We start from the raw sequence: 26,661 nt of genomic DNA, 5'->3' as shown, positions 1-26,661 counted from the left end.
GGGCAGGGGCATGGCAGCAGACATCTCGCGGGCCGGGGTTGAGAAGGCCTATGGCCGCTGGGCGCCGGTGTATGATCTCGTGTTCGGCAAGGTGTTCGACGCCGGCCGGCAGTCGACTATCGCCGAGGCCGACCGCATCGGCGGCCGCGTCCTCGACGTCGGCGTCGGCACCGGCCTCTCGCTCTCCGAATACGCGCGCACCACGAAGATCTGCGGCGTCGACATTTCCGAGCCGATGCTGCGCAAGGCGCAGGCGCGCGTGCGCTCGCTTCGCCTCTCGAATGTCGAAGTGCTCTCGGTGATGGACGCGAAGAACCTCGCCTTCCCCGAAAACTTCTTCGACGCGGTGGTGGCGCAATACGTCATCACCGCCGTGCCCGATCCCGAAGGCACGCTCGACGAATTCGTGCGCGTGCTCAAGCCGGGGGGCGAGCTGATCCTCGTCAACCACATCGGGGCCGAGAGCGGCCCGCGAAAACTGTTCGAGCTCGCCTTCGCGCCCATCGCCCGCCGCCTCGGCTGGCGCCCGGAATTCCCGTGGGCCCGCCTCGAGGGCTGGGCGGCCGGGCACGGCGGCGTCACACTCGCCGAGCGCCGCCCGATGCCGCCGATGGGGCACTTTTCGCTGATCCGCTACCGCAAATCGTGATCATGCCGCGGGAACATGCGCCGAGGCCGGCGCGTTCCCTTCCCATGCGCACGACATCGAACATCATCCTGGCCAGCCTCCTCATCGCCGCCTCCGGCAGTGCGATCGCGCAGGCTCCGCCCGCCCCGGTGACGCCGCCGCAAGCGACCGCGCCGCCATCCCCGCAACGCGCCACCGGCTGTGCCCCATCCGATCGGCTCGCCACCACCCAGGACGGCACCACCACCGGCCAGTCCCGGGAACCGCTCGGCGACAAGCTCGCCAAGACCGACGGCGTGCTCTGCCCGCCCGCGGGCGTCGATCCCGACATGCACGCCCCCGCACCCAGCACCGGCGCCAACACCCCTGTGATCCCGCCCCCCGGCAGCCCCGGCGGCGATCCGAATGTGAGGCCGAAATAAGGGCCGCCTTCCTTCGCCTCTCCCCGCCGGGGAGAGGCCGAAATCCGCGCGCCGCGCGGATTCCGGGTGAGGGGGACCCTCCACGAATCCGGTACCGAAATTCGGCAGATCGAGCGCCGAAATCGTGCTTTTCTCGCCGACTTGTCCCGCCGAAGCCCTGGCGAAGGCGGAAGCTTTTAGCGTTGACTTACCCCCGCCCCCTTCCTTATATGCCGCGCGTTCGCGAGATCGGCCTCCAGTCGCCGCCGCGATCCCTGTGGCGGGGTAGCTCAGCTGGTTAGAGCACGGGAATCATAATCCTGGGGTCGGGGGTTCGAGTCCCTCCCCCGCTACCATTATCCAGATCCATTGGTCGAAGGCCAGCGATCGACTTAGCGGATTTCCGAGAAAGATCAGCAACGTCGTAAGCACCTTACCTTCCGCACCGGCGCGAACGGCCCCAAGCAAGTCTAAAGCGGTATTCGACGTAGTCGCTCTAAGCTGCCGTCAGCTATTTTGCCTACAACGACAAGGTATCTTGGCATGCCCATGAACGCGAACAGCCTTACTGCAACAAGCAGGTAAGGTTGGCCATTCAGATCGCAAGCCTGACCGTAGACGCGGTGTAGAACGTTAGGCTCGTCGATCAAAGGTACGCCGCTCCTATCCCCGCCTACGAAATGCGGCGCGTAGTCGCTCTTGCCAAGGATGATTTCGGGCAAGAAAGGGACAAACGAAGCTTCACCAAATCTAGCAATCGCGTAACTATGAGCAATCTTCGCAAGCATCCTTGCGTAGTCGAGTGGTCCGACGCGGCCGAGCTTGAGAGCGACACCTTCCTGCAGATGCTTCTCTAGTTCTCCTTTTTGATATCGAACGACGTTGCGACCAACGAATTCCTTTGCAGGTTGGATGTGACGAAGTAGCCCAGCAGGCTCCAAGTCAAAGCCTAAGCAGACCATCGGGAATTCGTCGAGCGGCACCACTCGTGTTTCTACGCAGCCATCGTCGCGGTGATTGGTGGTCAACTCGACGGTAGTTTTCAGCTTACGCCGGCTCCTCAAATTCAATTTCGCGCGCAGAGGCCCAAGAGTGCCCTGCAGGCATAGTCCTTCAAACCGCTTCGTAACATCAGCGCATTCGCCGCAACTCGCCTGTGGCAAGAACCAATCTCCGCCCTTAGGCTGAAGCCCGAGAGGTACGATGTGCTCGTCAGATAGATTTTCCGTCGAACCGCAATAGATGCAGTGGCCAACAGCATTGTACTTCTCGGCTGACCATCTGACGAAGCGCGTTGAGTTATTGGCCATCGGATCGTGATTGGCGCGTTTCTCAGGGAGAAGACTTCATGGGTTCAGTTAACCGGATCTATCCTATCGGCTATCGATTTTGTCGACCTCGATTTAACCAGTCCCTGAGCTCTTTGGTGCGAGCCTTAGCGTGGGCTTCTGATGCCATGGAATACAGCATGGATTGCATGCTTCCGCCTTCAGCCTCTCTCGACTGCCATTCCGCGTCCGCCTCGCGGAATTGATTCCATTGCTTCTGCACCGTCCATAAATCTGAGCCCCACTCTTCGTATTCGCTCTCAATCTCGGAGCAGACTTTTGCTAAATCTTCGAGTGCCGATTTATTTCGTTCTGCCGCTGTTGCATTCATGTCGCGCTGTGTGAGGGGATACTTTCCCCATAGCAACTCCGAGAGAAATTCATCTGTAGCTTCGACAAATAGCTTGGCGGATTGAAGGAAACTTTCAACATCATCACTTGAAACAATAGGCCCTTTCGGCAACTCGTGAACGAGGATGTGTCGTACCTCGAAGAGTCTAAACAAGTCGCGTCTGAGTTTGTCATTATCCGCGATAATCGGAATCGGAGGAGATCCCATCACTTCCACTTCCCATCTATTGACGACCAGTGAGATCCGAGCAAAGAGGTCATCTGAAATGAGAGTGTCTAATGCCGACTTGATCGTTTCGAGGCGGCTCGTTGAGATATTGTGGGCAACAAGTTGACCCAATGTCACGGTCCCTAAACGTACATTGCTTGTTAGCGTCCAATCAAATTTCAGGTCCAGCTTAAGCGTTGCGGCGCGTTCTACATAAGGGAAGCCTTGGTCGATAATCTGCTCTACCCAATCGCGAACAAAGACCTCCAATATTGTAACAATACGAACCGGAACTAGTTCAGTGGCGAGAGGGCGCTCTTTGAGTCCAGTCCACGCATCGCTCAGGCGGTCAATTTCAATCTTGCTTAGCGAGGGGTGCCCCATCGCTCGCCCCTTGACTTGTTTTATATAGCTTAGAGTGTCTTGCGATCTCATGCGGAGTCCGTGTGTGTCGGCAGTTATTTGACAAAGTAGTGTCTAATAAGCGGTCGAAAGCAGCTTGATTGGCTGGAGGTTAGGGCAGCCCTCGCTGGTCGGGTTAGTTATAACAAGTTCCGTCGGGCAAAACACCCGCCACCCCGTCAACCCCTCCCCACAAAAATATTCCTCTTTACCGAAATTCGGAAATATCGTATATCCCCCTCCATCCCGGCTCATCCTTGAGGGGCGATCGCGTCGTCGTCTTGATCGCGAGCCGGGCTTGCGGTGGACGCGGCAGCGTCGGGCGCGAAAGGTGCGGGCAGGGAGGGTAGTCCCCGGAGAGCTCGAAACCGCGCGCGGACGAACGGCGCTGCTAGGTCTCGTCTCGTCTGTAAGTTTCCGGCGCTGTCGACGGTGTCAGGGAAAACTGCGGCGAAATGGCGGGCCGTGCGTACGGCAAAACCGTGTGGTCCTGGCCGTCGTTGCTACGGTCAAGCTCTTGCGGAGGCGGCAATCGCGTCAACCGGCGCGAAGGCCGGTGAATTCCGCGGGCGCGAGGGAGGCCAGAAGGAACTCGGCTCCCGGGAGAGCGCGGCATAAGTCGTCCGACCATCGCGCAGGGAAGGCCGAGTGATCGGCACCACCTGTATGCTGCTGTGCGGTTCTTCTGCGTGTGCATTTCGCGCAGCAGACCGCGGGTGCGATGTCAGCACCCGGCCTTCCCTGTGCCCTCTTGGCTTTCAGAGGGTGGAGTGACCAGGCACAACTCGGGCGAATTCAGCCGCGAGAATGCGGAGCTGCGTCCGTACGATTGCTTTCGCTCACGTAGCCGATCTCGCTCTAGCGGCTCCCCCCGCGCGCAGCGTCGGGCCATCGCATATGACTTGTGGCGGCGGCCTGCGCGCACGCCTCTTCCTTCGAGACGGCGCCTACGCGCCTCCTCAGGATGAGGCTGATCTAACGTCAGCGCTCGTTGAAACTGCTGCTGCAAACTCCGTCCTCGTCCTGAGGAGCCCGCCCCAAGCGGGCGTCTCGAAGGATGGCCGCAGGGAAAAGACTCCCAGATGCGATAGCCCCGTCGCGCAGACCGGTATTGCTCTCTCCCTTGATGGCCGGCATCCTCGCACCAAATTGTGCGCTCACACCATAGCGGCATGCGCCAAAAAAAACGTCCAAGGAAGGAAGCACGCGATGAAGATGATCAAAGGGCCGGCGATATTCCTCGCTCAATTCGCTGGCGATGCGGCGCCGTTCAACTCGCTCGATGCGATGTGCGGATGGGCGGCCTCGCTGGGCTACAAGGGGATTCAGATTCCGAGTTGGGATGGACGGCTCTTCGATCTGAACAAGGCCTCGGAATCCCAGACCTATGCCGACGAGGTGAAGGGCGTTGCGGCGCGGCATGGCCTTGCGATCACCGAGCTTTCGACCCATCTGCAAGGCCAGCTCGTCGCCGTTCACCCGGCCTATGATGCGGCATTCGACGGCTTCGCAGCGCCGGAGGTGCGTGGCAACGCGAAGGCCCGCACCGAATGGGCCGTCGACCAGGTCAAGCGTGCCATCCTGGCGTCCCGGCGGCTCGGGCTCAGTGCCCAGGCGACGTTCTCCGGCGCGCTTGCCTGGCCCTACGTCTATCCTTGGCCGCAGCGTCCCGCCGGCCTGATCGAGACCGCGTTCGACGAACTCGCCAGGCGCTGGCGGCCGATCCTCGACCATGCCGACGAGCACGGTGTCGATGTCGCCTATGAGATCCACCCGGGCGAGGACCTTCACGACGGCGTCACCTACGAGATGTTCCTGGAACGGGTGAACAACCATCCGCGCGCGAACCTGCTCTACGACCCCTCGCACTTCGTGCTGCAACAGCTCAATTATCTCGACTACATCGACATCTACCACCAGCGCATCAAGGCGTTTCACGTCAAGGACGCCGAATTCAATCCGACCGGCCGCCAGGGCGTCTATGGCGGGTTCCAGAGCTGGGTCGACCGCGCCGGCCGCTTCCGCTCCCTCGGCGATGGTCAGGTCGATTTCGGCGCCATTTTCTCCAAGCTCACCCAGTACGACTACGACAGCTGGGCGGTGCTGGAGTGGGAGTGCGCCCTGAAACATCCCGAGCAAGGCGCGGCCGAAGGCGCCGAGTTCATCCGAAACCATATCATCCGGGTGACGGAGAAGGCCTTCGACGATTTCGCCGGCAGCGGCACGGATGCCGCTGCCAACCGCAAGATGCTCGGCATCTCCTGAACAGAGAGTGCAACATGGCGATCGAAGCAAGCAATGAAACCGGCGGCCATCGCCGCATCCGTCTCGGCATGGTCGGCGGCGGCCAGGGTGCCTTCATCGGTGCCGTCCACCGCATTGCCGCGCGTATCGACGACCAGTTCGAGCTGGTGGCCGGCGCGCTGTCGTCAGATCCAATTCGCGCCAAGGCCTCCGCAAAGGAGCTCGGCATCGCCGACGACCGTGCCTATGGCTCCTTCGAGGAGATGGCGCGGGCTGAAGCGGCAAGAGCAGACGGCATCGAGGTGGTCTCGATCGTGACACCCAATCACATGCACAGCCCGGTCGCGAAAGCCTTCCTCGAAGCCGGCATCCACGTCATCTGCGACAAACCGCTGACGACGACACTTGCCGAGGCCGAGGAACTGGTGGCGCTGGTCAGGAGGACCGGCAGGATCTTCGTCCTCACGCAGAATTACACCGGCTATCCCATGGTCCGGCAGGCGCGCGCGATGGTCGGGAACGGCGATCTCGGCGAGATCCGTCTCGTCAAGGCCGAGTATCTGCAGGATTGGCTGACCGAGCCATTGGAAACCACCGGCCAGAAGCAGGCGGCGTGGCGCACCGACCCCTCCCGGTCCGGCGCCGGCGGCTGCATCGGCGACATCGGCACCCATGCCTACAATCTGGCCTGCTTCGTCAGCGGGCTCGAGCTCGACGAATTGCTTGCGCAATTGTCGACCTTCGTCGAAGGGCGGCGGCTCGACGATGATGTCCAGATTCTCCTCAAGTGGAAGGGCGGCGCCAGGGGCATGCTGTGGGCGAGCCAGGTTGCCGTCGGCCATGAGAACGGGCTCACGCTGCGCGTCTACGGCAGCAAAGGCGGCCTCGAATGGGCGCAGGAGAATCCGAACCAGCTCTGGTTCACGCCCTACGGCAAGCCCAGGCAGCTCCTGGCCCGCGGCGGGGCCGGTGCATCGGGCGAGGCGGGTCGGGTCACCCGCATCCCATCGGGGCACCCCGAGGGCTACCTCGAAGGTTTCGCGACGATCTATGCCGAGGCGGCGCGTGCCATCCGCGCGGCAGCGGCCGGCGAAAAGCTGCATCCCGACGTCGTCTTCCCGACGGTCGAGGATGGCCTCGCCGGCGTGAAGTTGATCGATGCGGCGGTGAGGTCATCCGCGGGCAAGGGCGTCTGGGTTCGCATGACGTAAACGGCCGATGTGCATCCGACATCGGCACAATGCCGGGCCGAAAGGCGGGCAGGCCCGCGACAAGCCGGGCCATCCGGCGCGGTCAGAAGCGCAGGAACTCTTGCACCTGGTCGAAACTTGAATCAGCGGGCCAGCCTCGCCGCCGATCGCTGGCCTGCACGGCCCCGCCTCCAAGCCCCCCCATACCCCCCAGGGTGGGGCCGTGCTTCACAAGCAGGAGATGCAATTGTCCGAGCCGACCGAGCAAGAGATCACCGAACAAGAGATCAGAGAGTGCGCGCACCGCCTGTGGGAGCAGGCCGGCAAGCCCGAAGGCCGCGAAGACGAATTCTGGCACGCCGCCGAGCAGGAGCTGCGCAACGCGGACAAGTCGAACACGTTGCGGACGCCGGATACGTTGTGACCGACAGCAATTGCCCATTCTGCCAGGGACTGGGATGGGTCTGCGAAAACCATTCGCTCCGGGTCTGGAGCGAACAGCTCGGGGGCTGCCGTTGCGGTGAGGGCATGCCCTGCATCTGCAACACCACCGAAGATCCCGGGATACGCGTGGTGATCGTCCAGCCCGACACGACGTGGCACTGACGGCGTTGACCCGACGTGATGGTGCGCAGGGCTAACCAACCCTGCGCAGCGCATCGCGGGGAACAGACGACCCCGGCAATGAATTCAGTGTCTGACCAGCACGGGCCTTCAAGGCAATCCTTATCCCACGGCAGTGTCGGCGGTGGACGAGCAGAAAAAAATCGAGCACCAGATCGAATTCGCGACGCGAGCGGCCGCGCTGGTCAAGGACGAAACCACCGGCCAGCGCTTCAGGAGTTTTGCCGAGGAACTGAGGCGAAAGCTCCGCCGGCTGATGCGGCGCGGCCAGGTGCGCGCGCGTGCCTATGAGCTCTGGGAGCAGGCTGGCCGGCCTTCGGGTCGCGAGCTGGAGTTCTGGCTCGAAGCGGAACGGCAGATGGAGGTTGAACGCGAGGAGCGGAAGTCGTCCGACGCGTCGCCGAAACAATAGAAGCGGAGCTTGGAGCGGGCGTGGCAAGAAAAAAAGCCGCCGGGCTCTTCACCCTGGCGGCCTCGAAAAGTCTATAGCTGTTGATCGCCTCCGCAGCCTCGCGCGTACCGCCGTTACCTTGTTTGCGGCCATGCCCGGTCATCGTAGGCGCAGGCGCACGATTCTGCTGTGATCTGAAGCACACAGTGGAAAAGAGATGAGAGGGCAGCCGTGCGTGAAATCGGCCTCGTCGCCGCGCTCCCATATGCCTCTCTTGTGCAAGACGCGTCGTATCGCCACAGTGGTCCGAGGGGGGCCGTCGATGGATTGGGAGCGGGTGAGGATTTTTCTGGAGGTCGCGCGCGCCGGGCAGATCCTCAAGGCGTCGAAGAATTTGCGCCTGAACCACACCACGGTGGCGCGTCAGCTCACCGCGCTGGAGAAGAGCCTGAAGGCAAAGCTGCTGGAGCGGCACACCGCCGGCTGCACGCTGACCGCCGCCGGCGAGGCGCTGGTCCAGGCGGCCGAGCGCGCCGAAAGCGAGTTTCTCAAGGTCGGCGCCAGCATCGGCGGCAGCGCGGACACCATCAGCGGCACGGTGCGCGTCGGCGCGCCTGACGGCCTTGGCAATTTCTTCCTCGCCGAGCATCTCGGCGCACTGGCCGCGCGCCATCCGGGACTGATCATCCAGCTCGTGCCGCTGCCGCGCACCTTCTCGCTGTCGCGCCGCGAGGCGGATATCGCGATCACGCTGGACCGGCCGAAGCAGGGCCGGCTCATCCTGTCCAAGCTCACCGACTACAGCCTCAGCGTCTACGCCTCGAAAGCCTATCTGAAGCGCGAGGGACCGATCGAGACACAGGCCGATCTCGCCGGCCGCCTGTTCGTCACCCACATCGAGGATTTCGCCTACAGCCGCGCCCTCGACTATGCCGCAGCCCTCGGCCGCCTGATGTCCCGCCGCTACGAATGCGGCAGCATCGTCGCGCAGATCGAGGCCGTCCGCGCCGGCCACGGCATCGGCATCCTGCACGACTACGCCGCCAGCCGTTACCCCGAACTGCGCCGCCTGCTCCCCGAGGTGCGCTTCGTGCGGAGCTACTGGCTGACGTCACATCCCGACACGCACGGCATGCGGCGGGTGCAGGAGGTGCACCGGTTCATTGCGGCCTCGGTGAAGGCGGCGCGGGGGGCGTTTGAGGCGGGGTGAGGGGGCCATGGAAGCTGGGTGCTGTGTCTAGCGACTGCGATGATTGACCCTCCAGCCCCAATCCCGACCCTGTGTCGCCCTCCGTCAACCCCTCCCCACAAAAATATTCCACTTTACCGAAATTCGGTTTTATCGTATGTGTCGCTCATCCCGGCTCATCCAAGAGGGGCGATCCTGAGGTCGTCATTTTCGCGAGCCGGGCTTGCGGTGGACGCGGCAGCGTTGGCACGAGAGGTGCGGGCAGGGCGGGTAGTCCCTGTGAGCCCGAGGCTTCGTGCGGACGAGCGGCGCTGCTAGGTTCGTCTCGTCTGTAAGTTTCGCAGCTTCGTCGACAGGGCTGGAAATACTGCGGGCGACATGGCGGGCCGTGCGTACGGCAAAACCGTGTGGTCCTGGCCGTCGTTGCTACGGTCAAGCCGGATCGAAGATGTGCGCGAGCCCAACCGGGCAGACGGCATCATCCAATTCGAACGGCGAGGGAGGCCAAAGGAAAGTTCGGCTCCCGGGAGAGCACGGCATAAGCCGTCCGGCCACTGCGCAGGGAAGGCCGAGTGATCGGCGACACCTGTATGCTGCTGTGCGGTCTCCTTTGCGCATCATTCGCGCAGCGGACCGCGGGTGCCAGCCGGCACCCGGCCTTCCCTGTGCCCTCTTGGCTTGAAGAGGGTGGGAGATGAAGCAAAGCTCGGGCGAAACGCGCCGCGAGGTCGAAAAGCCATGCCCGCAACCACACACGCGGTGTCATCGCCCGGCTTGACCGGGCGATCCAGTACGCCGAGACGGCCGTGATTGAACCGAGAAGCCGCGGTGTACTGGATTCCCCGCATGCGCGGGGAATGACAGCGACACTGGAGAACAAGCTATCGCCTCACACGCCGTCACTGCGAGGAGCTCGCGACAAAATTGCGTAGCAATTTGCGCTGATGCGACGAAGCAATTCAAAGTCCCTCCGCGGAAAGATTCTGGATTGCTTCCGCCTTCGCCAAGGCTTCGGCGGACAAGTCGCTGCGCTCGCAATGACGATGTGGAGAGAGCGTGCGCCTCTCTCCACATCTTCCCGTGTCGCCCTGGGTCCCGGCTCTGCGCTGCAACGCTCAACGCGTTGCAGCTTGTCCGGGACGCGAGCATCCCCTCACACCCGATGCCACGCCGCCAGATTCCACGTGATGGTGTCCCAGCCGGAGATGTCGATCATCAAATTGTTGGCGCCGGCGTTGACGATGTGGCGCGAGAGCAGCGGCAGGAAGACGTTGGCCTCGCAGAAGATCTCGTCGACCTTCATCAGCAGCGCGGCGCGCTTGACGGGATCGAGCTCGTTTTGAGCGGCCTTGTAGGCCTTGTCGGCTTCGGGATCGGAATAGCGCGAATTGTTGCGGCCGAGCCATTTGTTGTCCTTGCTGGCAATCTCCCAGGACACGCACTGGTTCAGCAGGCGCTCCGGATCGGGTTGCGGCTGCGTCGTGTTGTACATCTCCATGTCGGCATAGAATTTCGAATAGGTATCGGGATTGCCGACGTCGGAGGAGAAGAACACCGAGGCGGTGACCGCCTTGATCTCGATGTCGATGCCGGCCTTCTCGCAGGCCTGCTTGATGATGGCCTGGGTCTTCTGGCGCGGGGCATTGGTCGAGGTCTGGAACACGTATTTGAGCTTCTTGCCGTCCTTCTCGCGGATGCCGTCCGCACCCTTCTTCCAGCCGGCTTCGTCGAGCAGCTTGTTGGCCTTGTCGATGCTGAATTCGTATTTCAGCTTCGGCGACTTGAACTGCTTGGGCGCGTTGACGAAGCTCGCGGTCGCGAGCGCGCCACGTCCGTAGATGAACTTCTGGATCGAATCGCGGTCAATCAACAGATTGATCGCACGGCGCACGGCGGGATCGGACAGCGTCGGGTGCTTGGTCTTGGCGTTCGAGCGCTCGCCGTCGACCTCGGTCCACGGGTCCGTCGTGTTGAGGATGATGAACTCGACGTTGCCGGACGGCGTGATGTCGAGCTTGCCCTTGCCGCCCGCCTCCATGCGCTTGAGCACCTCCTCCTCGACCTGCATGTTCCAGGCGAAGTCGTATTCGCCGGTCTGCAGCACGGTGCGCGCCGCGGATACGGCGTCGCCGCCGCCCTTGATCTCGAGCGTGTCGAAATGCGGCTGGTTCTTGATGTGGTAGTCGGGATTGCGCTCGGCGCGAATCAGGTCCCCGGGCTTGAACTCGAGGAATTTGTACGGACCGGTGCCGACCGGCTTCAGATTGCCCGGCGCTTCGCGCGACTTGGCGCCGACATAGTCGCCGAAAAGATGTCTTGGCAGGATCATCCCGACCGAGCCGACGAACGGATCGGCCCAGAACGGCGTCGGCGCCTTGAAGATCACCTTGACGGCGTAGTCGTCGATCTTCTCGACCTTGATGTCCTTGTAGGATCCGGTGGTATAGGCCGCTGTCGCCAGATCCGCGGCGTATTGCCAGGTGAAGACGACGTCGTCGGCGGTGAAGGGCTTGCCGTCATGCCATTTGACGCCTTGCTTCAGCTTCCAGATCACGGTCAGGCCGTCGGCCGAAAGGCCGCCATTGGCCTTGGTCGGGGTCTCGGCGGCAAGGCACGGAATCAGGTTGCCGTCCTTGTCCCAGCCGGCGAGCGGCTCGAAGAAGACGCGCGAAGCGATCTGGTCCTTGGTTCCGAGCGCGAAATGCGGATTGAGCAGCGTGGGCGCCTGCCACAGCAGGACCTTGAGCGTGCCGCCGCCGCCGGCCTTGGTCGGTTTGTACGGCAGGGTGGCATCCGCCATCGCGACGTCGTTCCAGACCAGGATCTGGCTCGCGATGGGAGCTGCTATACCGACCGCGGCCACCTTCTGGATGAACGAGCGCCGCGACAGCGTGCCTTGCTTCACCTCCGCGACCAGATTCCGGATGTCATTCTCGTTCATCAGACCCTCCACCCTTGCGTAGAAACGACGTCGGCTGCATGCGGCCTAGCTCAGCACGTCGGGCCCGGCGGTGTCAAAGATGCGGTTGCTTTCGCGCTGCGGCGTGCTGTCACCGGATGTTGGCCGCGCCGATCAGACGGCCTCGCGGCCGCCGTGAATTCATTTCGCGTTTGCTGCCGTATGGAGAAGGCGCGCCCGCCACCGACGCTCAATATGGATATCCATTTCATTGATTTCGGCCCGCGGAGAAGCGAATACGGTTCCACTCGATGCTTAGACCTTCGGAGACCAAGATGTCGCTTCGCTTCCCCCTGATCCTTGCAACCATCCTGGCCGCGTGGTCGGCGAATGCTGCGGCCGAGACCATCAAGATCGGCGTGACGCCGGGGCCGCATGCGCAGATCTTCGAGGCGGTGAAGCCGATCGCCGCCAGGCGGGGGCTCGACATCCAGCTCATCGAGTTCTCGGATTATGTCGTGCCCAACGCCGCGCTCGACGCCGGCGATATCCAGGCCAATTCGTTCCAGAACCAGCCTTACCTGGACAACCAGAAGGCCGACCGCGGCTACAAGATCGAGGCCGTCGGCCTCACCGTGAACTTCCCGATCGGCGTCTACTCGAAGAAGCACAAGGCCTTCGCCGACATTCCCGAGGGCGGCAAGGTCTCGATCCCGAACGATCCGACCAATGGCGGCCGCGTGCTGCTGCTGCTTCGCGACAAGGGCGTGATCAAGCTGAAGGACGGCGTCGGCTTCAAGCCGACGGTGCTCGACATCACCGAGAACACGAAGAAGCTGAAATTCATCGAGGTCGATGCGGCACAGGCGCCGCGAGCGCTGGACGATGTCGATGCCGCCGCGATCAACACCAATTATGCAACCCAGGCCGGCCTCGATCCCGTCAAGGATCCGATCCTGCGCGAGGATCCCAAAGGCCCCTACGTCAACCTGATCGCCGTGCGCGCCGCCGACAAGGACAAGCCCTGGGTCAAGATCCTCGTCGACAGCTATCACACGGCCGAAGTCAAGGAGTTCGTCCTCACCAAGTTCAAGGGCGCGGTGCTGCCGAGCTGGTAGGCAGTCTGCCCAGCTCCGACGCAGGAACGATCCGGCGGGCAGCTTGCGCATGAGCTTTGCGTATGAGCCTTGCGCAATGGCGGCTTGTCTGGAGCAGCAGTAACCGACATCATCGGCAGCCTGGCCATCCCAGCCCGACAGGGGTCGCATGAAACGCTTTGCAAATCTGAAACGCCTGGGCTTCTTCACGCGGCTTCTCGACGAGGCCCCGCCGGCCGACCGTTACCGCTTCGCGGCCGAGCAGATCGTGCGCGCCGAAAAGGCGGGGCTCGATTCCGCGTGGATCGCGCAGCATCATTTCCACGAGCGTGAAGGCGGCCTGCCGTCGCCCTTCACGTTCCTCGGTTACGTCGCCGCCCAAACCTCGCGCATCCGCCTCGGCACCGGCATCGTCACGCTGCCGCTGGAGAACGCGGTGCGGGTGGCGGAGGACGCCGCGGTGCTCGATCTCATCTGCAACGGCCGCTTCGAGCTCGGCGTCGGCACCGGCGGCAATCCGTCGGCCTTCGCCGCCTTCGGCCTCGACAGCGCCCAGCGCAACGAGATTTTTGCGCGCAATCTGGAGGTGGTCCGCACTGCCCTGGTCGGCAAGCCGCTCGATGGCGGCGATACGATCTACCCGCAGCGGCCGCAACTGGACAAGCGCATCTGGCAGGCGACCTTCTCGGTCGCCGGCGGCGCCCGGGCCGGCAAGGCGGGCGATGGCCTGTTGCTGTCGCGCACCCAGCCGCGCACCAGGGAGGCGCCGAAGGCCACGCTCGCCGAAATCCAGAACCCGGTGATCGATGCCTATCTGGAAGCGCTGCCGAAGGGAGCCGAGCCGCGCATCATGGCCTCGCGCAGCGTCTTCGTCGCCGACGACCACGGCGAAGCGATGCGCCTTGCGGATATCGGGCTGCGCCGCGCGCTGCCGCAATTCCTCAAGGGCGGCCACGCCAAGCCGGGCGAGACGCTGGAGGAGATGATCACCGCGTTCGACACCCATGTCGGTGATGCCGACCACGTCATCGCCTCGCTGCGTGCCGACGCGACGCTGGAGCGAGTGACCGATCTCGTCTTCCAAGTGCATTCGGTCGACGCGCCGCATCCCCATGTCCTGCGCTCGATCGATCTGGTCGCGGAGAAGGTTGCCCCGGCGCTGGGCTGGACCCGGACGGCACCCGAAGTGGCGCTGGCGGGTTGACCGGAAGTGAAGAGCATCGCGTTGCACGAGGCTGAATGATGAGTACGCAGGATATTATCGACACGCTCGCCGGGATCGAGCCGGGCTCCGCTCTCGATGCCATCCGCGCCCGCCGCCTGCAGGCGCGTGAGAATGCGCAGAAGAGCTATCTCTCCCTGTTCGAGCCGATCGACGCGAGCGACTTTTCGCTGGCCGAACGCGCCGCGGTCGCTGCCTTCGTGACCGGACTTCATGGCGAATCCCCGGTCGCCGCCTTCTATCGCGAGAAGCTAACGGCAAACGCCGATGGCGCCCGTCTGCTGGAGGCGATCGACGCCGAGATCGCGCAGGGCAGGACCTCGGGTCCCTATGGCTCGTATCCGGCCGGCCCGCTGTCGATCGAGAACACTGCCGGCCTGATCTACCACGTGAGCGCGGCGAGCAAGCCGGCGCTTGGCGCCCGACTAGCAGCCGCCCTCGAACATGCGCATCTCCTGGTGTTTCGTCCGCGCGATGCCGCCTCCGCCGACATGAAGGCGCTGCTGGACGCCGGCTGGTCGGACACCGGCATCGTCACGTTCTCCCAGCTCGTCGCGTTCCTGTCGTTTCAGTTGCGCGTCGTCAGCGGCCTGCGCACGCTCGCCGCAGTGAACGCATAAGAGGAGGCTGTATCATGAGCGCCACCGTCAATCCCCCCGTCGTCTTCACCCAGGACGAACTGGGTTGGGTGTCGTGGATCGATCCGCTGCCCGAGGCCGAGCTGACCGAACGGCACTTCAATGGCCTGGTCGATCGCGCCCGCGCCAAGTCGGACTATTTCCGCCTCCTGGTGCGCGATCCCGAAGTGCTGGAGGCCCGCACCAAAACCGACAAGGACATCTTCTACAATGTCGCCGACGGCCTGCCGCGCGCCGAGCGCGAGCTCGCGGCGGCTGCGACGTCGCGCTACAATGGCTGCATCTATTGCGCCTCCGTGCATGCGCGCTTTGCCAGCACCTATTCCAAGCGCCGTGACGACGTGCAGCGCCTGCTCAACGAAGGCATCAAGGCCGATCTCGGCGAACGCTGGAACGCAGTGGTCAAGGCCTCCGTGGCACTGTCCGCGACGCCGATCTCATTCGGCCCTGACAATATCGCCGAGTTGCGCCGCGCCGGGCTCGACGATGCCGAGATCGTCGACGTCATCAACGGCGCGTCGTTCTTCAACTGGGCGAACCGGCTGATGCTGTCGCTCGGCGAGCCCTCGAAATAGGCAATCTCAGCGGCACGAGAATTGCTGCTTGTTCAACACCTGAGTGGATGGAGCCGTGCATGAGCAACATCGATCGTCGTACCCTGGTCAAGGGCTCGCTGACCGCCATCATGGCGGGAGCAGCCTTCTCGCGCGCCGCCATCGCACAGGCGTCCGAGCCGATCGTGCTCGGCGTCAGCGGTCCGCTCACGGGACCGAACGCGCAATATGGCATGCAGTGGAAGCAGGGCTTTGATCTCGCGCTCGACGAGATCCTGGCTGCCGGCGGCATCAACGGGCGCAAGCTCGCCTACCAATTCGAGGACAGCCAGAGCGATCCGCGCCAGTCGGTGGCGATCGCCCAGAAGTTCGTCTCCGATCCCCGCATCGTCATGGAGCTCGGCGACTTCTCCAGCCCCGCCTCGATGGCGGCCTCGCCCATCTACCAGCGCGGCGGCCTCGTGCAGTTCGGCTTCACCAATTCGCACCCCGATTTCACCAAGGGCGGCGACTTCATGTGGAGTACCTCGGTCAGCCAGGCCGACGAGCAGCCGCTGCTGGCGGCCTATGCGGTGAAGCGTCTCGGCCTGAAGAAGCTCGCGGTGTTGCACCTCAACACCGATTGGGGCCGCACCAGCCGCGACTATTTCGTCAAGGCGGCCAAGGAATACGGCGCCGAGATCGCGGTGACCGAGGGCTACATCGCGGAGGAGCGCGACTTCCGCTCCACCCTGGTGCGCGTGCGCGACGCTGGTCCCGACGGGCTGATCCTGATCTCCTATTATTCCGACGGTGCGCTGATCGCGCGCCAGGCCCGTCAGGTCGGCCTTAAGCAGAAGATGTGCGCCGCAAGCTCGGTCTACTCGCCGAAATTCATCGAGCTCGGCGGCGAGGCGGTCGAGGACGTTCATCTCGGCACCCGCTACTTCCCGCAGGATCCCAGGCCCGAGGTGCAGAAGTTCATCGCGGGCTTCAAGGCGAAGTATGGCGGGCAGGAGCCCGACGCCTTCAACGCCTATTCCTATGACGCGATGAACATGGCTGCCGCCGTGGTGAAGATCGGCGGCACCGATCGCCGTGCCATCCGCGATGCTTTCGCCAAGGTGAAGGACGTCTCCAGCGTGATCTTCGGCGCCGCGACGTTCGACGTCGAGAGCCGCCGCGTCAAGGGCGCGATGAACGCCGAGCTGGTCGTGCGCAAGGGCCAGTTCGCGCTGTGGGACGGCAAGCCGAGCTGACCTGATGGCCGGAGCAGCCGCTCCGGCCGCCTTCCTTTCACTGCGGGGACCAGCGTTTGTCTTCCTGGCTCGACTACACCATCAACGGGCTGATCGTCGGCAATGTCTACGCGCTCGTTGCGGTCGGGCTTGCGCTGATTTTCGGCGTCAGCCGACTGATCAACTTCGCGCAAGGCTCGATCTATCTCGTCGGCGCCTATGTCGGTTGGGTGGCGGTGGTGCAGCTGCATACGCCGCTGCCACTCACCATCATCGTAGTCGCCGCGGCGGCTGCAATCGTCGGGCTGATCATCGAGCGGTTCGGCCTGCGGCCGCTTCAGAACTCCGTGCGCATTGCGCCGCTGCTCGCGACCATCGGCATCAGCTTCGTGCTCGATCAGCTCGTGATGCTGACCTTCTCACCCAACCCGCGCGCGCTGCCGAGCCAGTTGCCCGATATCCGCTTCCAGGTCGGTGGTGGGACGATCGGACCGCTCGATCTGCTCATCGCCGGCGTTGGCCTCAGCAGCGCGCTGCTGCTGTTCGTGTTCCTGCGTTACACTAAGCTCGGCTGGGCGGTGCGGGCCACCGCGCAGGACCGCGACGCCGCCATGCAGATGGGCGTCGACGTCAACCGCGTCAATCAAGCCGTGTTCGGCATCGCGGCGGCGCTCGGGGGCGTGTCGGGCCTGCTGGTCGGCATGTACTACAACCAGATCGATACCGCGATGAGCCTTCAGGCGACGCTCAAGGGCGTGGTCGCCGAAGTCGTCGGCGGCGCCGGCAACGTGCCGGGCGCGGTGATCGGCAGCTTGCTGCTGGGGCTGGTCGAAAGCTACGGCGTTGCCGTGCTCGGCACCAGCTACCGCAATCTGTTTGCCTTCCTGCTGCTGGTCGTCGTGCTCGTGCTGCGGCCGAACGGCCTGTTCGTCAGCGCGCGGCAGGCGCCGCCCGAGCCGCTCACCGGCACCTTCATCGCCCCGAGCCGCCCGGTGCGCATTCCGAGCTGGGCGTTACTCATTGCCGCTGGCGGGTTTGCGATCCTGCCGCTGCTCCCGGTGTCCTTCTACGTGCTCCAGACCCTGATCAACGCCTGGCTGCTCGGAATGCTCGCGCTCAGCCTGACGCTGGTTGCGGGCACGATGGGCCAGGTTTCGCTCGGTCATGCAGCGCTGCTCGCGATCGGCGCCTACACCTCCGCGCTGCTGTCGCTGACATTGGCCGTTCCGGTCGGCCTTGCCATCATCGGCGGAGGCCTGATGAGCGCGGCGCTCGGCACGCTGTTGATCTCGCCGTCGTTCCGCCTGCGCGGACACTACGTGTCGATCGCGACGCTCGCCATCGGCGAGATCGTGGCACTGGTGATCTTGAACTGGGAGAGCGTCACGCGCGGGCCGATCGGCATCTCCGGCATCCCGCCGCTGTCGCTGTTCGGCTACGATCTGATCAGCCCGGCGTCGGTCTACTGGTTCAGCCTTGGCGTGATGATCGTGCTCGCGCTGCTGCAGGGACGCTTGCTTACCTCGCATCTCGGCCGCAGCTTCCGCGCCATCCGCGACGACGACATTGCGGCGCGCGCCTACGGTCTCAGTCTGAACCGCTACAAATCGCTGGCCTTCATCTTCGGTGGCTTCGCCGCCGGCATCAGCGGCGGCATCGCGGCGCATCTGTATTCCTACATCAACCACGAGACCTTCAACACCCAGCAATCGATCCTGGCGCTGACCGTCGTCATTCTCGGCGGCCTCGGCAACGTCGTCGGCGCGATTGTCGGGTCGCTCGCGCTGGTCGGGCTGCCCGAAGTGTTCCGGATCGCGGCGGAGTATCGCATCCTGATCTACGGCGTCGTGTTGCTGCTGCTGGTGCGGTTCAGGCCGCAGGGTCTGTTGGGGACGGTGTGATGGCGGAGCAGCTCAACTCGATGCTGTCCTTGCGGGGGCTGACGCGGCGCTTCGGCGGTCTCACCGCGGTCGACGCCATCGATCTCGATCTCGCCAAAGGCGAGCTCATCAGCATCATCGGCCCGAACGGCGCCGGCAAGACGACCTTGTTCAATCTCGTGACCGGGCTCGACCGGCCCGATGCCGGCACAGTCAGCTTCGAAGGGCGGGACGTCACGGGTCTGGCGCCGGAACGACTCGCGGCCGAAGGCATCGCGCGCACGTTTCAGCTCGGCCGCGTCTTCGGCAATCTCAGCGTCATGGACAACGTCCTGATCGGCGCTCACACGCGGCTGCGCGCGGTGAAGCCGGCCGTGCCGGTGATCGGCCCGCTGCTGGAGCTGGGTCTCGCGCTGCTGCGCCCCGCGAGCGTCAAGGCCGAAGAGGAGCAACTGCGCGAGGAGGTGAAAGCCATTCTCGTCCGCTTCGGCGAGCGGCTGCTGCCGCGGATCGACCAGCCGGCCTATAGTCTCTCCTATGCCAACCGCCGCCGTGTCGAGATCGCGCGTGCGCTCGCGCTGAAGCCGCGCCTGCTTCTGCTCGACGAGCCGACCGCCGGCATGAATCCGACCGAGACCGCGGAGATGCAGGGTCTCGTCTCCGAGCTCAAGGCGGAAGGCCTGACCATTCTCCTGATCGAGCACAAGCTGGAGATGGTGATGCGCCTGTCCGACCGCGTCATCGTCATGGACGAGGGCAAGAAGATCGCGGAAGGGCCGGGCGAACAGGTGCGGGGCGATCCCAAGGTGATCGAGGCCTATCTCGGCCACGGCCTCGCGACAAAGCAGGAGAGCGCCGCATGACGAACGTTTCTCCCGAACCGCTGCTGGCGCTGTCGAACGTCAACACCTTCTATGGCCAGGCCCAGGTGCATTTCGACCTCTCGATATCGGTCGCACGCGGTCACATCGTCTGCCTGCTCGGCGGCAATGCCAGCGGCAAATCGACCACGATGAAGATCATCCTCGGCCTCGTAAAGCCGCGCTCCGGCGAGGTGAGCTTCGACGGCGCCTCGCTGCTCGGCCTCTCCACGCCGCAGATCGTCCGCCGCGGCATCGCCTCGGTGCCGGAAGCGCGGCGGCTGTTCGCGGACATGAGCGTGCGCGAAAATATCCTGATGGGAGCCTTCGTACGCAGCGACAGCGAGGCGATCGCGCAGGACCTCGACAAGATGCTGACGCTGTTTCCGAAGCTCGGCCAGCGGCTATCGCAGCGCGCCGGCTCGCTCTCCGGCGGCGAGCAGCAGATGGTGGCGATGGCGCGGGCACTGATGAGCAGGCCGCGGATGATCGTCATGGACGAGCCGACCATGGGCCTGTCGCCGCTCTATGTCGACCGCGTGCTGGAGCTGATCCGCACCATCAACCAGGAAGGCGTTTCGGTGTTCATGGTCGAGCAGAACGCCAGCCTCGCACTCGAGATCGCGCATGAGGCCTATGTGCTCCAGACCGGCAAGATCGTGCTGTCAGGCCCGGCGCGGGCGCTAAAGGATGACCCCCGCATCCGCGACGCCTATCTCGGCGGCTCGGAGGCCGCCTGACGTTCAGGCCGAAGCCGCGCTCCGCGCTGGCTCTGCCGGCAGATCATCGCCATTGGGATCGCCAGGGGCCGTGGCCCAGGCCAGCTCGACCAGCGTCACGATCCGGCGCCCACCGCCATCGAGCTGGACCACGATCAGGCCCTGCTCCTCCATATAGCCGAGCAGCCGCTGCGCCCTTCGCAGCGAATGCGAACCATAGGCCCGCGCGATTGCGGCGTCACCGGGACACGGCCAGCCTTCCTTCGCGGCACGCGCGATCATCATGAACACGCCTTGCATGTCGTCGGGCAGGATCGAGGCGCGCAGCGACACGTCCTGCCATGCGTCGTCTTCGGCATGTTCGGCGCCGAGCCCTGCGCGCGCGCGCGTCAGCATGCGGCGGAATTCGTTGAGATCGGGCACGGCCGCGCCGAGTCCCTCGATGCGGCAGCGGACCACGAACTCCTGATAGAGCACGCCGATGGCGCGGAAGCCGGCGTCGGGTTCGGCGAGCACGGCACGCAGCGTACGATCCACGCGCTCGCGCCGCTCCGCGAGCTCCTCGGCGCTGACCGCCGCGTCGGTCATTTTGGGCGGGATCTCCGGCGCTGCGGCCTTCGCGGCGCGGAGCTGCTCGAGCAGATCCGGCGCCGGCCGCCGCTGCGGCCGGCTGGCATCGGGCGGCGGGGCGGCCAGGATCACCGCGCGCATGTCCTCGAGCGCGGCCTCCGGCAACGGCATCAGCCGCGGTGTGGAATTGCGCGGGCTGGTCGCGGTCGGGCCGATGTTCAGGCGTAGCGGACGGCGCGCCAGCGCAGGTCCCAGTGCCATGAACTGTCCGCGCTCGAGGTCGCGAAAGGCTTCGGCCTGCCGCCGTTCCATGCCGAGCAGATCGGCGGCACGCGCCATGTCGATGTCGAGGAAGGTCCGGCCCATCAGGAAGTTGGAGGCTTCCGCCGCGACGTTCTTGGCGAGCTTCGCCAGCCGCTGGGTCGCGATGATGCCGGCGAGACCACGCTTGCGGCCGCGGCACATCAGATTGGTCATCGCGCCGAGCGAGAGTTTTCGCGCCTCATCCGAGACTTCGCCTGCAACCGCCGGAGCGAACAGCTGCGCCTCGTCGACGACCACCAGCATCGGATACCAATGGTCGCGGCTGACGTCGAACAGGCCGCCGAGAAACGCAGCCGCACGGCGCATCTGATTCTCCGCGTCGAGGCCTTCGAGATTGAGCACGGTAGAGACGCGATGCAGCCGCGCGCGCTCTCCGGCGACCTGAAGGCCGCGCTCGGTGTGATCCTCGGCCTCGATCACGAGATGGCCGAAGTGCTCGGCGAGCGTGACGAAATCGCCTTCGGGGTCGATGATGGCCTGCTGCACCCAGGGCGCGCTCTGCTCCAGCAGCCGTCGCAAGAGATGCGATTTGCCGGAGCCCGAATTGCCCTGCACGAGGAGGCGGGTCGCCAGGAGTTCCTCGAGGTCCATGGCGGCCGGGGCGCCCGCCGTGGTCTGCCCCATCTCGATCGCAACCGTCATGTCCCGACTCAAGTCCCCGTCATCTGCGGACAGGGGCTTATCAACCCTGCCGCGGCGCGTCGAGCGGCACGGGACGGATCATGCAGCGTTGCCCACGGCGGCGTTCAAGCGCATTGGATTGCCGTAGATGTGCGGGGATGCAACGTTTTCGCAAAATGGCAACCGGGTTCTGACCGGATGCGCCGGTTCCGGCTCTTTGGGCCGGATTCGATGACGAAGATCAAATCCATCCGGGCCCCTGCCTGCTAATCGAGCCGCATGAGCTTCCTGACCCTCTTCGGAGCGACCTACGTCCTGCTGGCCGTGCCCGGGCCGACCAATACCTTGCTCGCGACCTCGGGCGCCGGGATCGGCGTTGCGCGCTCGCTTCGTCTGCTCATCGCCGAGCTCGCCGGCTATCTGTTGGCGATTGCCCTGCTGCGGCTGGCCCTCGGCTCCGTCGTCAGCGACATCCCGATCGCGGCGCTCGTACTTCGCGTCGCGGTGACCGTTTACATCCTGTGCCTTGCCTTCATGCTCTGGCGGGTCAACACGCGCGAGCTGCGCGATGGCGCGCCGGTGACGTTCGGCCAGGTGCTGCTTGCCACGCTGCTCAACCCGAAAGCGCTCGTCTTCGCTTTCCTGCTCCTGCCGCTCGAGGCCGGGCCGCTCGAGCTATTGCCCTGGTTCGGCGTGATCGCGCTTCAGATTCTCACGGCTGGCGCTGCGTGGATCACTCTGGGCGCAACGCTCGGCCGCGGCGCCCGTCGCCTCGGGCATCCCGACCTGGTCCCGCGCGCCGGCGCGGTCACGCTTGTGGCGGTGACCGGCCTCGTCTGGCTTCAATCGTTCCTGACGGCTTGAAGCGTCGAAACGGCGCGCTTATTGCGCGCCGGATCCGCCCTGCACGATCTTCTCGTTCAGCTTCTGGTCCACGGTGTCGACCGTGCGGTCGATCTCGGGATTGGGCACGCCGAGCTGATGCGAGATCAGCTTCACCAGCAGATCGACGCGCTCGATGAAGGGCGCGCCGCTCGCGACCGCGCGCGCCGCCGACGACGGCTTGAGCAGGCTTTCGGCGGCCTTGGCGTATTTCGCGAACGGCACCTGGTCCTGCGGATCGGCGCCGAGGCGGCGCGCGATGGCATCGACATGATCGTAGATCGTCTGCGAGCGCTGGAGGTCGCCGTGCACGGCGTCGCGGATCGACTGCGGCTCGCTCGGCGTGATGCAGCGGTAGTTGCCGGTCAGCAGCATCGACCATTTCGCCAGCGGCACGAACAGGGACTCGAACACTTTCAGCTTCACCGGCACGTCGTGACCGTCGAGCGTCACCGCGTCGATGTCAGCCTCCAGCTCGCGCAGCACCTTGTTGTGCTTCTCGTCGGCGAAAACCGACGCCTTGAAATTGGTGGGCAGGCCGACATGCAGCACGTTCGCGGCTTCTTCCGGCGGACGGAAGGCCTGCGGGTCGGGTGAGCACAGCGTCACGAGGCCCGGCTCGAACCGCTCCCACACCTGTGCATTGGTGTAGGCCTCTTCGAGGTCCATGTCGGCGAGCGCCGGGATCCGCTTCAGATAGGGCAGCGGCGGCATGTTCATGATCGACAGGCACGGCAGCTTCGCTGCGGCGATCTTGACCATGAGCACGCGCACTGTGTGGTTGGTATATTGCGGCTCCTGCATCGCAAGGCCGACCAGGTCGTAGCGGGAGAGATCGACATTGGCGGGGGTCACGGCGTCGAGCTTGCCGGGCAGGTTGCGCGAAAAAATCGCCCGATGCACCGCCTCGTCACGCAATTTGATGCGCACCTCGGTACCTTCGCGGTTGATCAGCTCCGCGGTCTTGGCGCGGCAGACCAGGGTCACGTTGTGCCCCGCCATCAAGAGCTTCGTGCCCAGCAGCGAGCCGTAAGAAGCCCCGAGAATCAATATGTTGCGCGCCATGCTCCGTCCCTTTGACAATGTATGCGATTTTTCAGCCCCGGCCGTCATCCGCGGGCGAGTTGCCGGCATGTAAAGCGAAGTGCGCGGGGATGGCAACTGGGATAATGCATACAAGGAGCTGCCGGGATCCAGGTTGCCCCGCACCTGGTTGCCCGCACTTGGCAGCTCGCACCGTCCCGGATCAGGCTGGGCCGTTCGGGCTCCGCAAGGTGGTTGTGGTGCCACCAGTCAACTCGCAAGAATATTCTTCCTTGGCGAAATTCGGAATTGCGGCATAGGTCGCCTGGCCGGACGAATAAGGCGGTCCGCGAGCCGGTCGAAACGCGGGGCCGGGCCTGCGGTCATACGACGGTGACAAAGATGTGCATCTCGCCGGCGGCGTCGCGGCCCGCGTCTCAGCCCTGGCTCGCCATTCGCGCGCGGTCGAGATGCCCTTCGATCTTCGGGCGGTCACGGGTGCGCTCGAAACTAGTGCACAGCAGTTCCGTTTCTTCGAGCGAGACAGGAGCGCGATACAGCCGGCACATGAATTCGGCGCTTGCGCGTCCCTTGCCGGTGCCCGGGCCGCGCTCGGCGAGAAACATGCAGTCCCGGCAGATGCTGGCATCGAGCCGCTGATGCGCTGCATCGAGGTGATTGAGGACTTGGCGGAGCGAGTCGCGCAGCCTGACGCATTCGTCGGTCCCGAGCGCCGTAACCGCATTCACCACGTGATTGATCGGGTCGTGCTGACTGAGGCATTTCTCGCCCTGGGCGGTGACGTGCAGGACGACGGAACGCTTGTCCTCGTGCGACGGCTTCCGCACCAGAAACGACCTGCTCTCCAGCGTCTTCACGATCTGCGACGCAGTCGCCCTGGTCGCGCCGATGAAGCCGGCGAGCGCGGACGGCGTGCGCGAAAACCTGTTGGCGCGGCCGAGAAAACGCAGCGCCATCCATTCCCGATCGCGCAATCCATGCTGATTGCCTTCGAAATACCAGGCCCTCGCCGCCTGAACCAGCAGCTCGACGGCCTCTCGTGCCAACGGCATGGATCTACCTCGTCCCCGGAACTTCGTCCGCGGCGTTCCGAAGCCGCGATGCGCCATGGCTCACGGATTCGTCGAGAGACACCGGACGGCTGAAGATGTCCGATGAGCAAATCGTGTCCAGCTCTAGCGTCGTCGCCACATGGGAGCCCGAGTCGCCGCCGCGAGCAGACGATGGATCGGAGTAGTTCAACCGAGGCCCCTAAAGTTCAAGTCACGAGCAGACGTTTCTTGTATCAACCAAAACGATGACTGAGCTTCTCAACAAAATCAAGTCAAGACACTCGCGCAGATCGATGTCGTTGCAGCCGAATGTAACGTTCAAGACAATCTCGCTCACCAGAACACATGATGGTGAACGCGGTGAACGCCATACGTTTCGCGACGAGCAGCATGTACGCAACTATGCGACGGTTTGATTGCACGGCGCGTGATTGTCTGTCGTTGATGCAAGTTGATCGAAGCTTGTGCATGACGACGGCGTATATCGCCGGGTCATCCACAACTAGTACGATCCGTCGTGGAGCGACAAGGGGAACTCACAGGAAATGCACGCGGCGGTTGTTGTAGATCTTGACCCGAATCGCCCCCTTCCATCGCCACCGTCCCATCCTCTCACCCGAACGGTGGAACGTGCGGACGATGGAAATCACAGGCAGCCATGTGCGTGCATGCGCTGGAAGCGTGGGCGCATGCGCAATCGTCTGTCGATAACGAGGAGCGATGGGCGAGGGCGTGGCGCGCCGGCCAGACCTCTCGACCTGCTAGTCGCCCCTGAGCATGTCCCGGAGCTCGCGGAACGGATCGGCGCTCGGAGGAGCCGAAGTGTCTTGCCGCATCGCGCCGTAGATTCTCGGAACCATGTCGACCGCCTGGTCGAGGCCCGAATCACGTCCCGTCTGATATCCGCCCATCAGGCGAAGGTCGCGCGTATCTTCGTACTTGGCGATCATGGCGCGCAGCTTGCTCACCAATTCGCGCTCCTCGGGGTCCCAGACGTTATGGGCGAGGCGCGACACCGAGGCCAGAACGTCGACGGCCGGATAGCGCGCCTGATCGGCGATGTGCCTGGAGAGCACGATGTGCCCGTCGAGCGTGCTGCGGATGGTGTCGGCGATCGGCTCGTTGTGATCGTCGCCATCGACCAGCACGGAGAAGATCCCGGTGATCGTGCCGCTACCTTCCTCGCCGGGGCCGGCGCGTTCCAACAGGCGCGGCAGATCAGTGAAAACCGTCGGTGCGTAACCGCGCGCGACCGCGGGCTCGCCGGCGGCCAGCGCGACCTCGCGGGCGGCGTGGGCGAAACGGGTGATCGAATCGACCATCAGCAGGACCGATTCGCCGCGGTCGCGGAAATATTCGGCGACCGCCATGGCCGTCTTCGGCGCCAGCCGCCGCATCATCGGGCTTTCGTCACCCGTCGACACGATGGTTACGGCGCGCTGACGATCATTGCCCAGCACGTCCTCGATGAACTCGCGCACCTCGCGGCCCCGCTCGCCGACCAGCGCCAGCACGACGGTGTCGAAACCCTGGCTGCGGGCGAGCATCGCAAGCAGCGTCGATTTGCCGACGCCGGAGCCGGCAAAGATGCCGACACGCTGACCGGCGCAGATCGGCGCGAACAGATCGATGACGCGCACTCCGGTGCGCAGCGGCTTGTGCACGCGTGCGCGCTTCATGGCCGACGGCGCCTCAGCCTCCGCCGAGACCGCCCGGGGTCCCGGGGTGAGGGGGCCGAGCCCGTCCAGCGGTGCGCCGAGGGCGTTGATGACGCGGCCCTTCCAGCTCGGATCGGGGGCAAAGGACAAGGGCGGCATCCGGTAGGCGACCGAGCCGAGGCCGCCGGCAAATTGCCGGTCGAACGGCTTGGCAACGATGCCCTCGCTGTCGATCCGCACCACTTCGCCGATCTGGGCCTTGCCGCCCGAATCGACGCCGATGAGCTCGCCGAGCCTGACGAAGCGCGACAGGCCGGAGACACGGAAATGCGTCGGCGCGATCTCGGAGATCGCGCCGCTGACGCTTGCCAGGGGAGTGTTCTGCTGAAGCTCCAGCAGCGCCCACTCGAGTTGCCGAAGAGCGTTCAAGGTATCAGTCCAACCTCAAAGTCAGTTCGCGCGAGGCGC

At 64.4% G+C, this 26,661-nt stretch carries 23 protein-coding genes and 1 tRNA gene; 17 read left to right on the top strand and 7 right to left on the bottom strand.

The annotated features are described in order from the left end of the window. The first annotated feature begins 10 nt into the window (after window positions 1-10). From RX330_RS30900 to RX330_RS30890, 3 genes are all read left to right on the top strand, one after another. Window positions 11-649, top strand: coding sequence for a class I SAM-dependent methyltransferase (locus RX330_RS30900; protein WP_317240997.1), 639 nt, complete (start codon window positions 11-13; stop codon window positions 647-649). 44 nt (window positions 650-693) lie between these two features. Continuing rightward, window positions 694-1,050 (top strand): hypothetical protein, encoded by a 357-nt coding sequence (locus tag RX330_RS30895; RefSeq protein WP_317240995.1) that lies wholly within the window; start codon window positions 694-696, stop codon window positions 1,048-1,050. A 258-nt stretch (window positions 1,051-1,308) separates the two neighbouring features. Next, window positions 1,309-1,385 (top strand) — tRNA-Met (locus tag RX330_RS30890). A 114-nt stretch (window positions 1,386-1,499) separates the two neighbouring features. On the opposite strand, the gene RX330_RS30885 is transcribed toward RX330_RS30890, so the two are convergent. Further along, window positions 1,500-2,339 carry a hypothetical protein gene (locus RX330_RS30885; RefSeq protein WP_317240994.1) on the bottom strand — a complete coding sequence of 280 codons (840 nt, stop codon included), beginning with the start codon at window positions 2,337-2,339 and terminating at the stop codon, window positions 1,500-1,502. Between the two features lie 70 nt (window positions 2,340-2,409). Next, the gene (locus tag RX330_RS30880; protein ID WP_317240993.1) at window positions 2,410-3,351 is read right to left on the bottom strand and encodes a lysozyme inhibitor LprI family protein; all 942 of its coding nucleotides are present in this window, start codon (window positions 3,349-3,351) and stop codon (window positions 2,410-2,412) included. A gap of 1,176 nt (window positions 3,352-4,527) precedes the next feature. Here RX330_RS30880 and RX330_RS30875 point away from each other — a divergent pair. The 5 genes from RX330_RS30875 (at window position 4,528) to RX330_RS30855 (ending at window position 8,977) form a co-directional block, all read left to right on the top strand. Continuing rightward, window positions 4,528-5,583 (top strand): sugar phosphate isomerase/epimerase family protein, encoded by a 1,056-nt coding sequence (locus tag RX330_RS30875; protein ID WP_317240992.1) that lies wholly within the window; start codon window positions 4,528-4,530, stop codon window positions 5,581-5,583. Between the two features lie 14 nt (window positions 5,584-5,597). After that, complete coding sequence (locus tag RX330_RS30870; RefSeq protein ID WP_317240991.1) at window positions 5,598-6,773, top strand: Gfo/Idh/MocA family protein; 1,176 nt, start codon at window positions 5,598-5,600, stop codon at window positions 6,771-6,773. A 220-nt stretch (window positions 6,774-6,993) separates the two neighbouring features. Then, entirely contained in the window at window positions 6,994-7,176 is a 183-nt protein-coding gene (locus RX330_RS30865; protein ID WP_212089102.1) for a DUF2934 domain-containing protein, read from the top strand. Window positions 7,177-7,491: 315 nt separating this feature from the next. Continuing rightward, the gene (locus RX330_RS30860) at window positions 7,492-7,788 is read left to right on the top strand and encodes a DUF2934 domain-containing protein (RefSeq protein WP_317240990.1); all 297 of its coding nucleotides are present in this window, start codon (window positions 7,492-7,494) and stop codon (window positions 7,786-7,788) included. A gap of 301 nt (window positions 7,789-8,089) precedes the next feature. Beyond that, window positions 8,090-8,977: a LysR family transcriptional regulator gene (locus tag RX330_RS30855; protein ID WP_317240989.1), complete on the top strand. Its 888-nt coding sequence runs from the start codon at window positions 8,090-8,092 to the stop codon at window positions 8,975-8,977. 1,132 nt (window positions 8,978-10,109) lie between these two features. On the opposite strand, the gene RX330_RS30850 is transcribed toward RX330_RS30855, so the two are convergent. After that, on the bottom strand, window positions 10,110-11,897 hold the full coding sequence (locus RX330_RS30850; RefSeq protein ID WP_317240988.1) for a peptide ABC transporter substrate-binding protein: 1,788 nt from the start codon (window positions 11,895-11,897) through the stop codon (window positions 10,110-10,112). Window positions 11,898-12,190: 293 nt separating this feature from the next. On the opposite strand from RX330_RS30850, the gene RX330_RS30845 reads away from it, so the two are divergent. The 8 genes from RX330_RS30845 (at window position 12,191) to RX330_RS30810 (ending at window position 20,063) form a co-directional block, all read left to right on the top strand. Then, window positions 12,191-12,973, top strand: a complete 783-nt coding sequence (locus tag RX330_RS30845; RefSeq protein WP_212088410.1) for a MetQ/NlpA family ABC transporter substrate-binding protein — start codon at window positions 12,191-12,193, stop codon at window positions 12,971-12,973. 148 nt (window positions 12,974-13,121) lie between these two features. Then, window positions 13,122-14,156 (top strand): putative FMN-dependent luciferase-like monooxygenase, encoded by a 1,035-nt coding sequence (locus RX330_RS30840; RefSeq protein ID WP_317240987.1) that lies wholly within the window; start codon window positions 13,122-13,124, stop codon window positions 14,154-14,156. A gap of 38 nt (window positions 14,157-14,194) precedes the next feature. Then, window positions 14,195-14,794, top strand: coding sequence for a CMD domain protein (locus RX330_RS30835; RefSeq protein ID WP_375848506.1), 600 nt, complete (start codon window positions 14,195-14,197; stop codon window positions 14,792-14,794). A 14-nt stretch (window positions 14,795-14,808) separates the two neighbouring features. Beyond that, a complete protein-coding gene (locus RX330_RS30830) occupies window positions 14,809-15,387 on the top strand; it encodes an alkylhydroperoxidase domain protein (RefSeq protein ID WP_317240985.1) in 579 nt (192 codons plus the stop codon). A gap of 59 nt (window positions 15,388-15,446) precedes the next feature. After that, window positions 15,447-16,604, top strand: coding sequence for an ABC transporter substrate-binding protein (locus RX330_RS30825; RefSeq protein ID WP_317240984.1), 1,158 nt, complete (start codon window positions 15,447-15,449; stop codon window positions 16,602-16,604). Between the two features lie 56 nt (window positions 16,605-16,660). After that, window positions 16,661-18,484 carry an ABC transporter permease gene (locus RX330_RS30820; RefSeq protein ID WP_317240983.1) on the top strand — a complete coding sequence of 608 codons (1,824 nt, stop codon included), beginning with the start codon at window positions 16,661-16,663 and terminating at the stop codon, window positions 18,482-18,484. Further along, the gene (locus RX330_RS30815; RefSeq protein WP_317240982.1) at window positions 18,484-19,326 is read left to right on the top strand and encodes an ABC transporter ATP-binding protein; all 843 of its coding nucleotides are present in this window, start codon (window positions 18,484-18,486) and stop codon (window positions 19,324-19,326) included. Before RX330_RS30820 ends, RX330_RS30815 begins: the two co-directional genes overlap by 1 nt. Further along, on the top strand, window positions 19,323-20,063 hold the full coding sequence (locus RX330_RS30810; protein ID WP_317240981.1) for an ABC transporter ATP-binding protein: 741 nt from the start codon (window positions 19,323-19,325) through the stop codon (window positions 20,061-20,063). The genes RX330_RS30815 and RX330_RS30810 overlap by 4 nt, the downstream gene beginning before the upstream one ends. Window positions 20,064-20,066: 3 nt before the next feature. Here the strand turns inward: RX330_RS30810 and RX330_RS30805 are convergent, their stop codons facing one another. Then, a complete protein-coding gene (locus tag RX330_RS30805) occupies window positions 20,067-21,578 on the bottom strand; it encodes an ATP-binding protein (protein ID WP_317240980.1) in 1,512 nt (503 codons plus the stop codon). Between the two features lie 258 nt (window positions 21,579-21,836). Between RX330_RS30805 and RX330_RS30800 the strand changes: the two genes are divergently transcribed. After that, window positions 21,837-22,421, top strand: coding sequence for a LysE family translocator (locus tag RX330_RS30800; RefSeq protein ID WP_317240979.1), 585 nt, complete (start codon window positions 21,837-21,839; stop codon window positions 22,419-22,421). Between the two features lie 18 nt (window positions 22,422-22,439). On the opposite strand, the gene RX330_RS30795 is transcribed toward RX330_RS30800, so the two are convergent. From RX330_RS30795 to fliI, 3 genes are all read right to left on the bottom strand, one after another. Beyond that, window positions 22,440-23,504 carry a ketopantoate reductase family protein gene (locus tag RX330_RS30795; protein WP_317240978.1) on the bottom strand — a complete coding sequence of 355 codons (1,065 nt, stop codon included), beginning with the start codon at window positions 23,502-23,504 and terminating at the stop codon, window positions 22,440-22,442. 395 nt (window positions 23,505-23,899) lie between these two features. After that, complete coding sequence (locus RX330_RS30790; protein ID WP_212088429.1) at window positions 23,900-24,535, bottom strand: MarR family winged helix-turn-helix transcriptional regulator; 636 nt, start codon at window positions 24,533-24,535, stop codon at window positions 23,900-23,902. A gap of 761 nt (window positions 24,536-25,296) precedes the next feature. Continuing rightward, window positions 25,297-26,622 (bottom strand): flagellar protein export ATPase FliI, encoded by a 1,326-nt coding sequence (gene fliI, locus RX330_RS30785; RefSeq protein ID WP_212088431.1) that lies wholly within the window; start codon window positions 26,620-26,622, stop codon window positions 25,297-25,299. Window positions 26,623-26,661: the final 39 nt, after the last annotated feature.

Source organism: Bradyrhizobium sp. NDS-1, from assembly GCF_032918005.1.
Taxonomy (GTDB): domain Bacteria; phylum Pseudomonadota; class Alphaproteobacteria; order Rhizobiales; family Xanthobacteraceae; genus Bradyrhizobium; species Bradyrhizobium tunisiense.
Note: the sequence above shows the minus strand (reverse complement) of the source record. Positions and strands in the feature narration are given on the sequence as shown.

Excerpts from the sequence above, each read along its gene's own strand:
- RX330_RS30855 (WP_317240989.1), top strand. The coding sequence starts at position 8,090 with ATGGATTGGGAGCGGGTGAGGATTTTTCTGGAGGTCGCGCGCGCCGGG.
- RX330_RS30840 (WP_317240987.1), top strand. The coding sequence starts at position 13,122 with ATGAAACGCTTTGCAAATCTGAAACGCCTGGGCTTCTTCACGCGGCTT.
- RX330_RS30885 (WP_317240994.1), bottom strand. The coding sequence starts at position 2,339 with ATGGCCAATAACTCAACGCGCTTCGTCAGATGGTCAGCCGAGAAGTAC.
- RX330_RS30865 (WP_212089102.1), top strand. The coding sequence starts at position 6,994 with ATGCAATTGTCCGAGCCGACCGAGCAAGAGATCACCGAACAAGAGATC.
- RX330_RS30870 (WP_317240991.1), top strand. The coding sequence starts at position 5,598 with ATGGCGATCGAAGCAAGCAATGAAACCGGCGGCCATCGCCGCATCCGT.
- RX330_RS30795 (WP_317240978.1), bottom strand. The coding sequence starts at position 23,504 with ATGGCGCGCAACATATTGATTCTCGGGGCTTCTTACGGCTCGCTGCTG.
- RX330_RS30895 (WP_317240995.1), top strand. The coding sequence starts at position 694 with ATGCGCACGACATCGAACATCATCCTGGCCAGCCTCCTCATCGCCGCC.
- RX330_RS30900 (WP_317240997.1), top strand. The coding sequence starts at position 11 with ATGGCAGCAGACATCTCGCGGGCCGGGGTTGAGAAGGCCTATGGCCGC.
- RX330_RS30845 (WP_212088410.1), top strand. The coding sequence starts at position 12,191 with ATGTCGCTTCGCTTCCCCCTGATCCTTGCAACCATCCTGGCCGCGTGG.
- RX330_RS30830 (WP_317240985.1), top strand. The coding sequence starts at position 14,809 with ATGAGCGCCACCGTCAATCCCCCCGTCGTCTTCACCCAGGACGAACTG.
- RX330_RS30810 (WP_317240981.1), top strand. The coding sequence starts at position 19,323 with ATGACGAACGTTTCTCCCGAACCGCTGCTGGCGCTGTCGAACGTCAAC.
- RX330_RS30805 (WP_317240980.1), bottom strand. The coding sequence starts at position 21,578 with ATGACGGTTGCGATCGAGATGGGGCAGACCACGGCGGGCGCCCCGGCC.
- RX330_RS30850 (WP_317240988.1), bottom strand. The coding sequence starts at position 11,897 with ATGAACGAGAATGACATCCGGAATCTGGTCGCGGAGGTGAAGCAAGGC.
- RX330_RS30790 (WP_212088429.1), bottom strand. The coding sequence starts at position 24,535 with ATGCCGTTGGCACGAGAGGCCGTCGAGCTGCTGGTTCAGGCGGCGAGG.
- RX330_RS30880 (WP_317240993.1), bottom strand. The coding sequence starts at position 3,351 with ATGAGATCGCAAGACACTCTAAGCTATATAAAACAAGTCAAGGGGCGA.
- RX330_RS30835 (WP_375848506.1), top strand. The coding sequence starts at position 14,195 with ATGAGTACGCAGGATATTATCGACACGCTCGCCGGGATCGAGCCGGGC.
- RX330_RS30875 (WP_317240992.1), top strand. The coding sequence starts at position 4,528 with ATGAAGATGATCAAAGGGCCGGCGATATTCCTCGCTCAATTCGCTGGC.
- RX330_RS30825 (WP_317240984.1), top strand. The coding sequence starts at position 15,447 with ATGAGCAACATCGATCGTCGTACCCTGGTCAAGGGCTCGCTGACCGCC.
- RX330_RS30815 (WP_317240982.1), top strand. The coding sequence starts at position 18,484 with ATGGCGGAGCAGCTCAACTCGATGCTGTCCTTGCGGGGGCTGACGCGG.
- RX330_RS30800 (WP_317240979.1), top strand. The coding sequence starts at position 21,837 with ATGAGCTTCCTGACCCTCTTCGGAGCGACCTACGTCCTGCTGGCCGTG.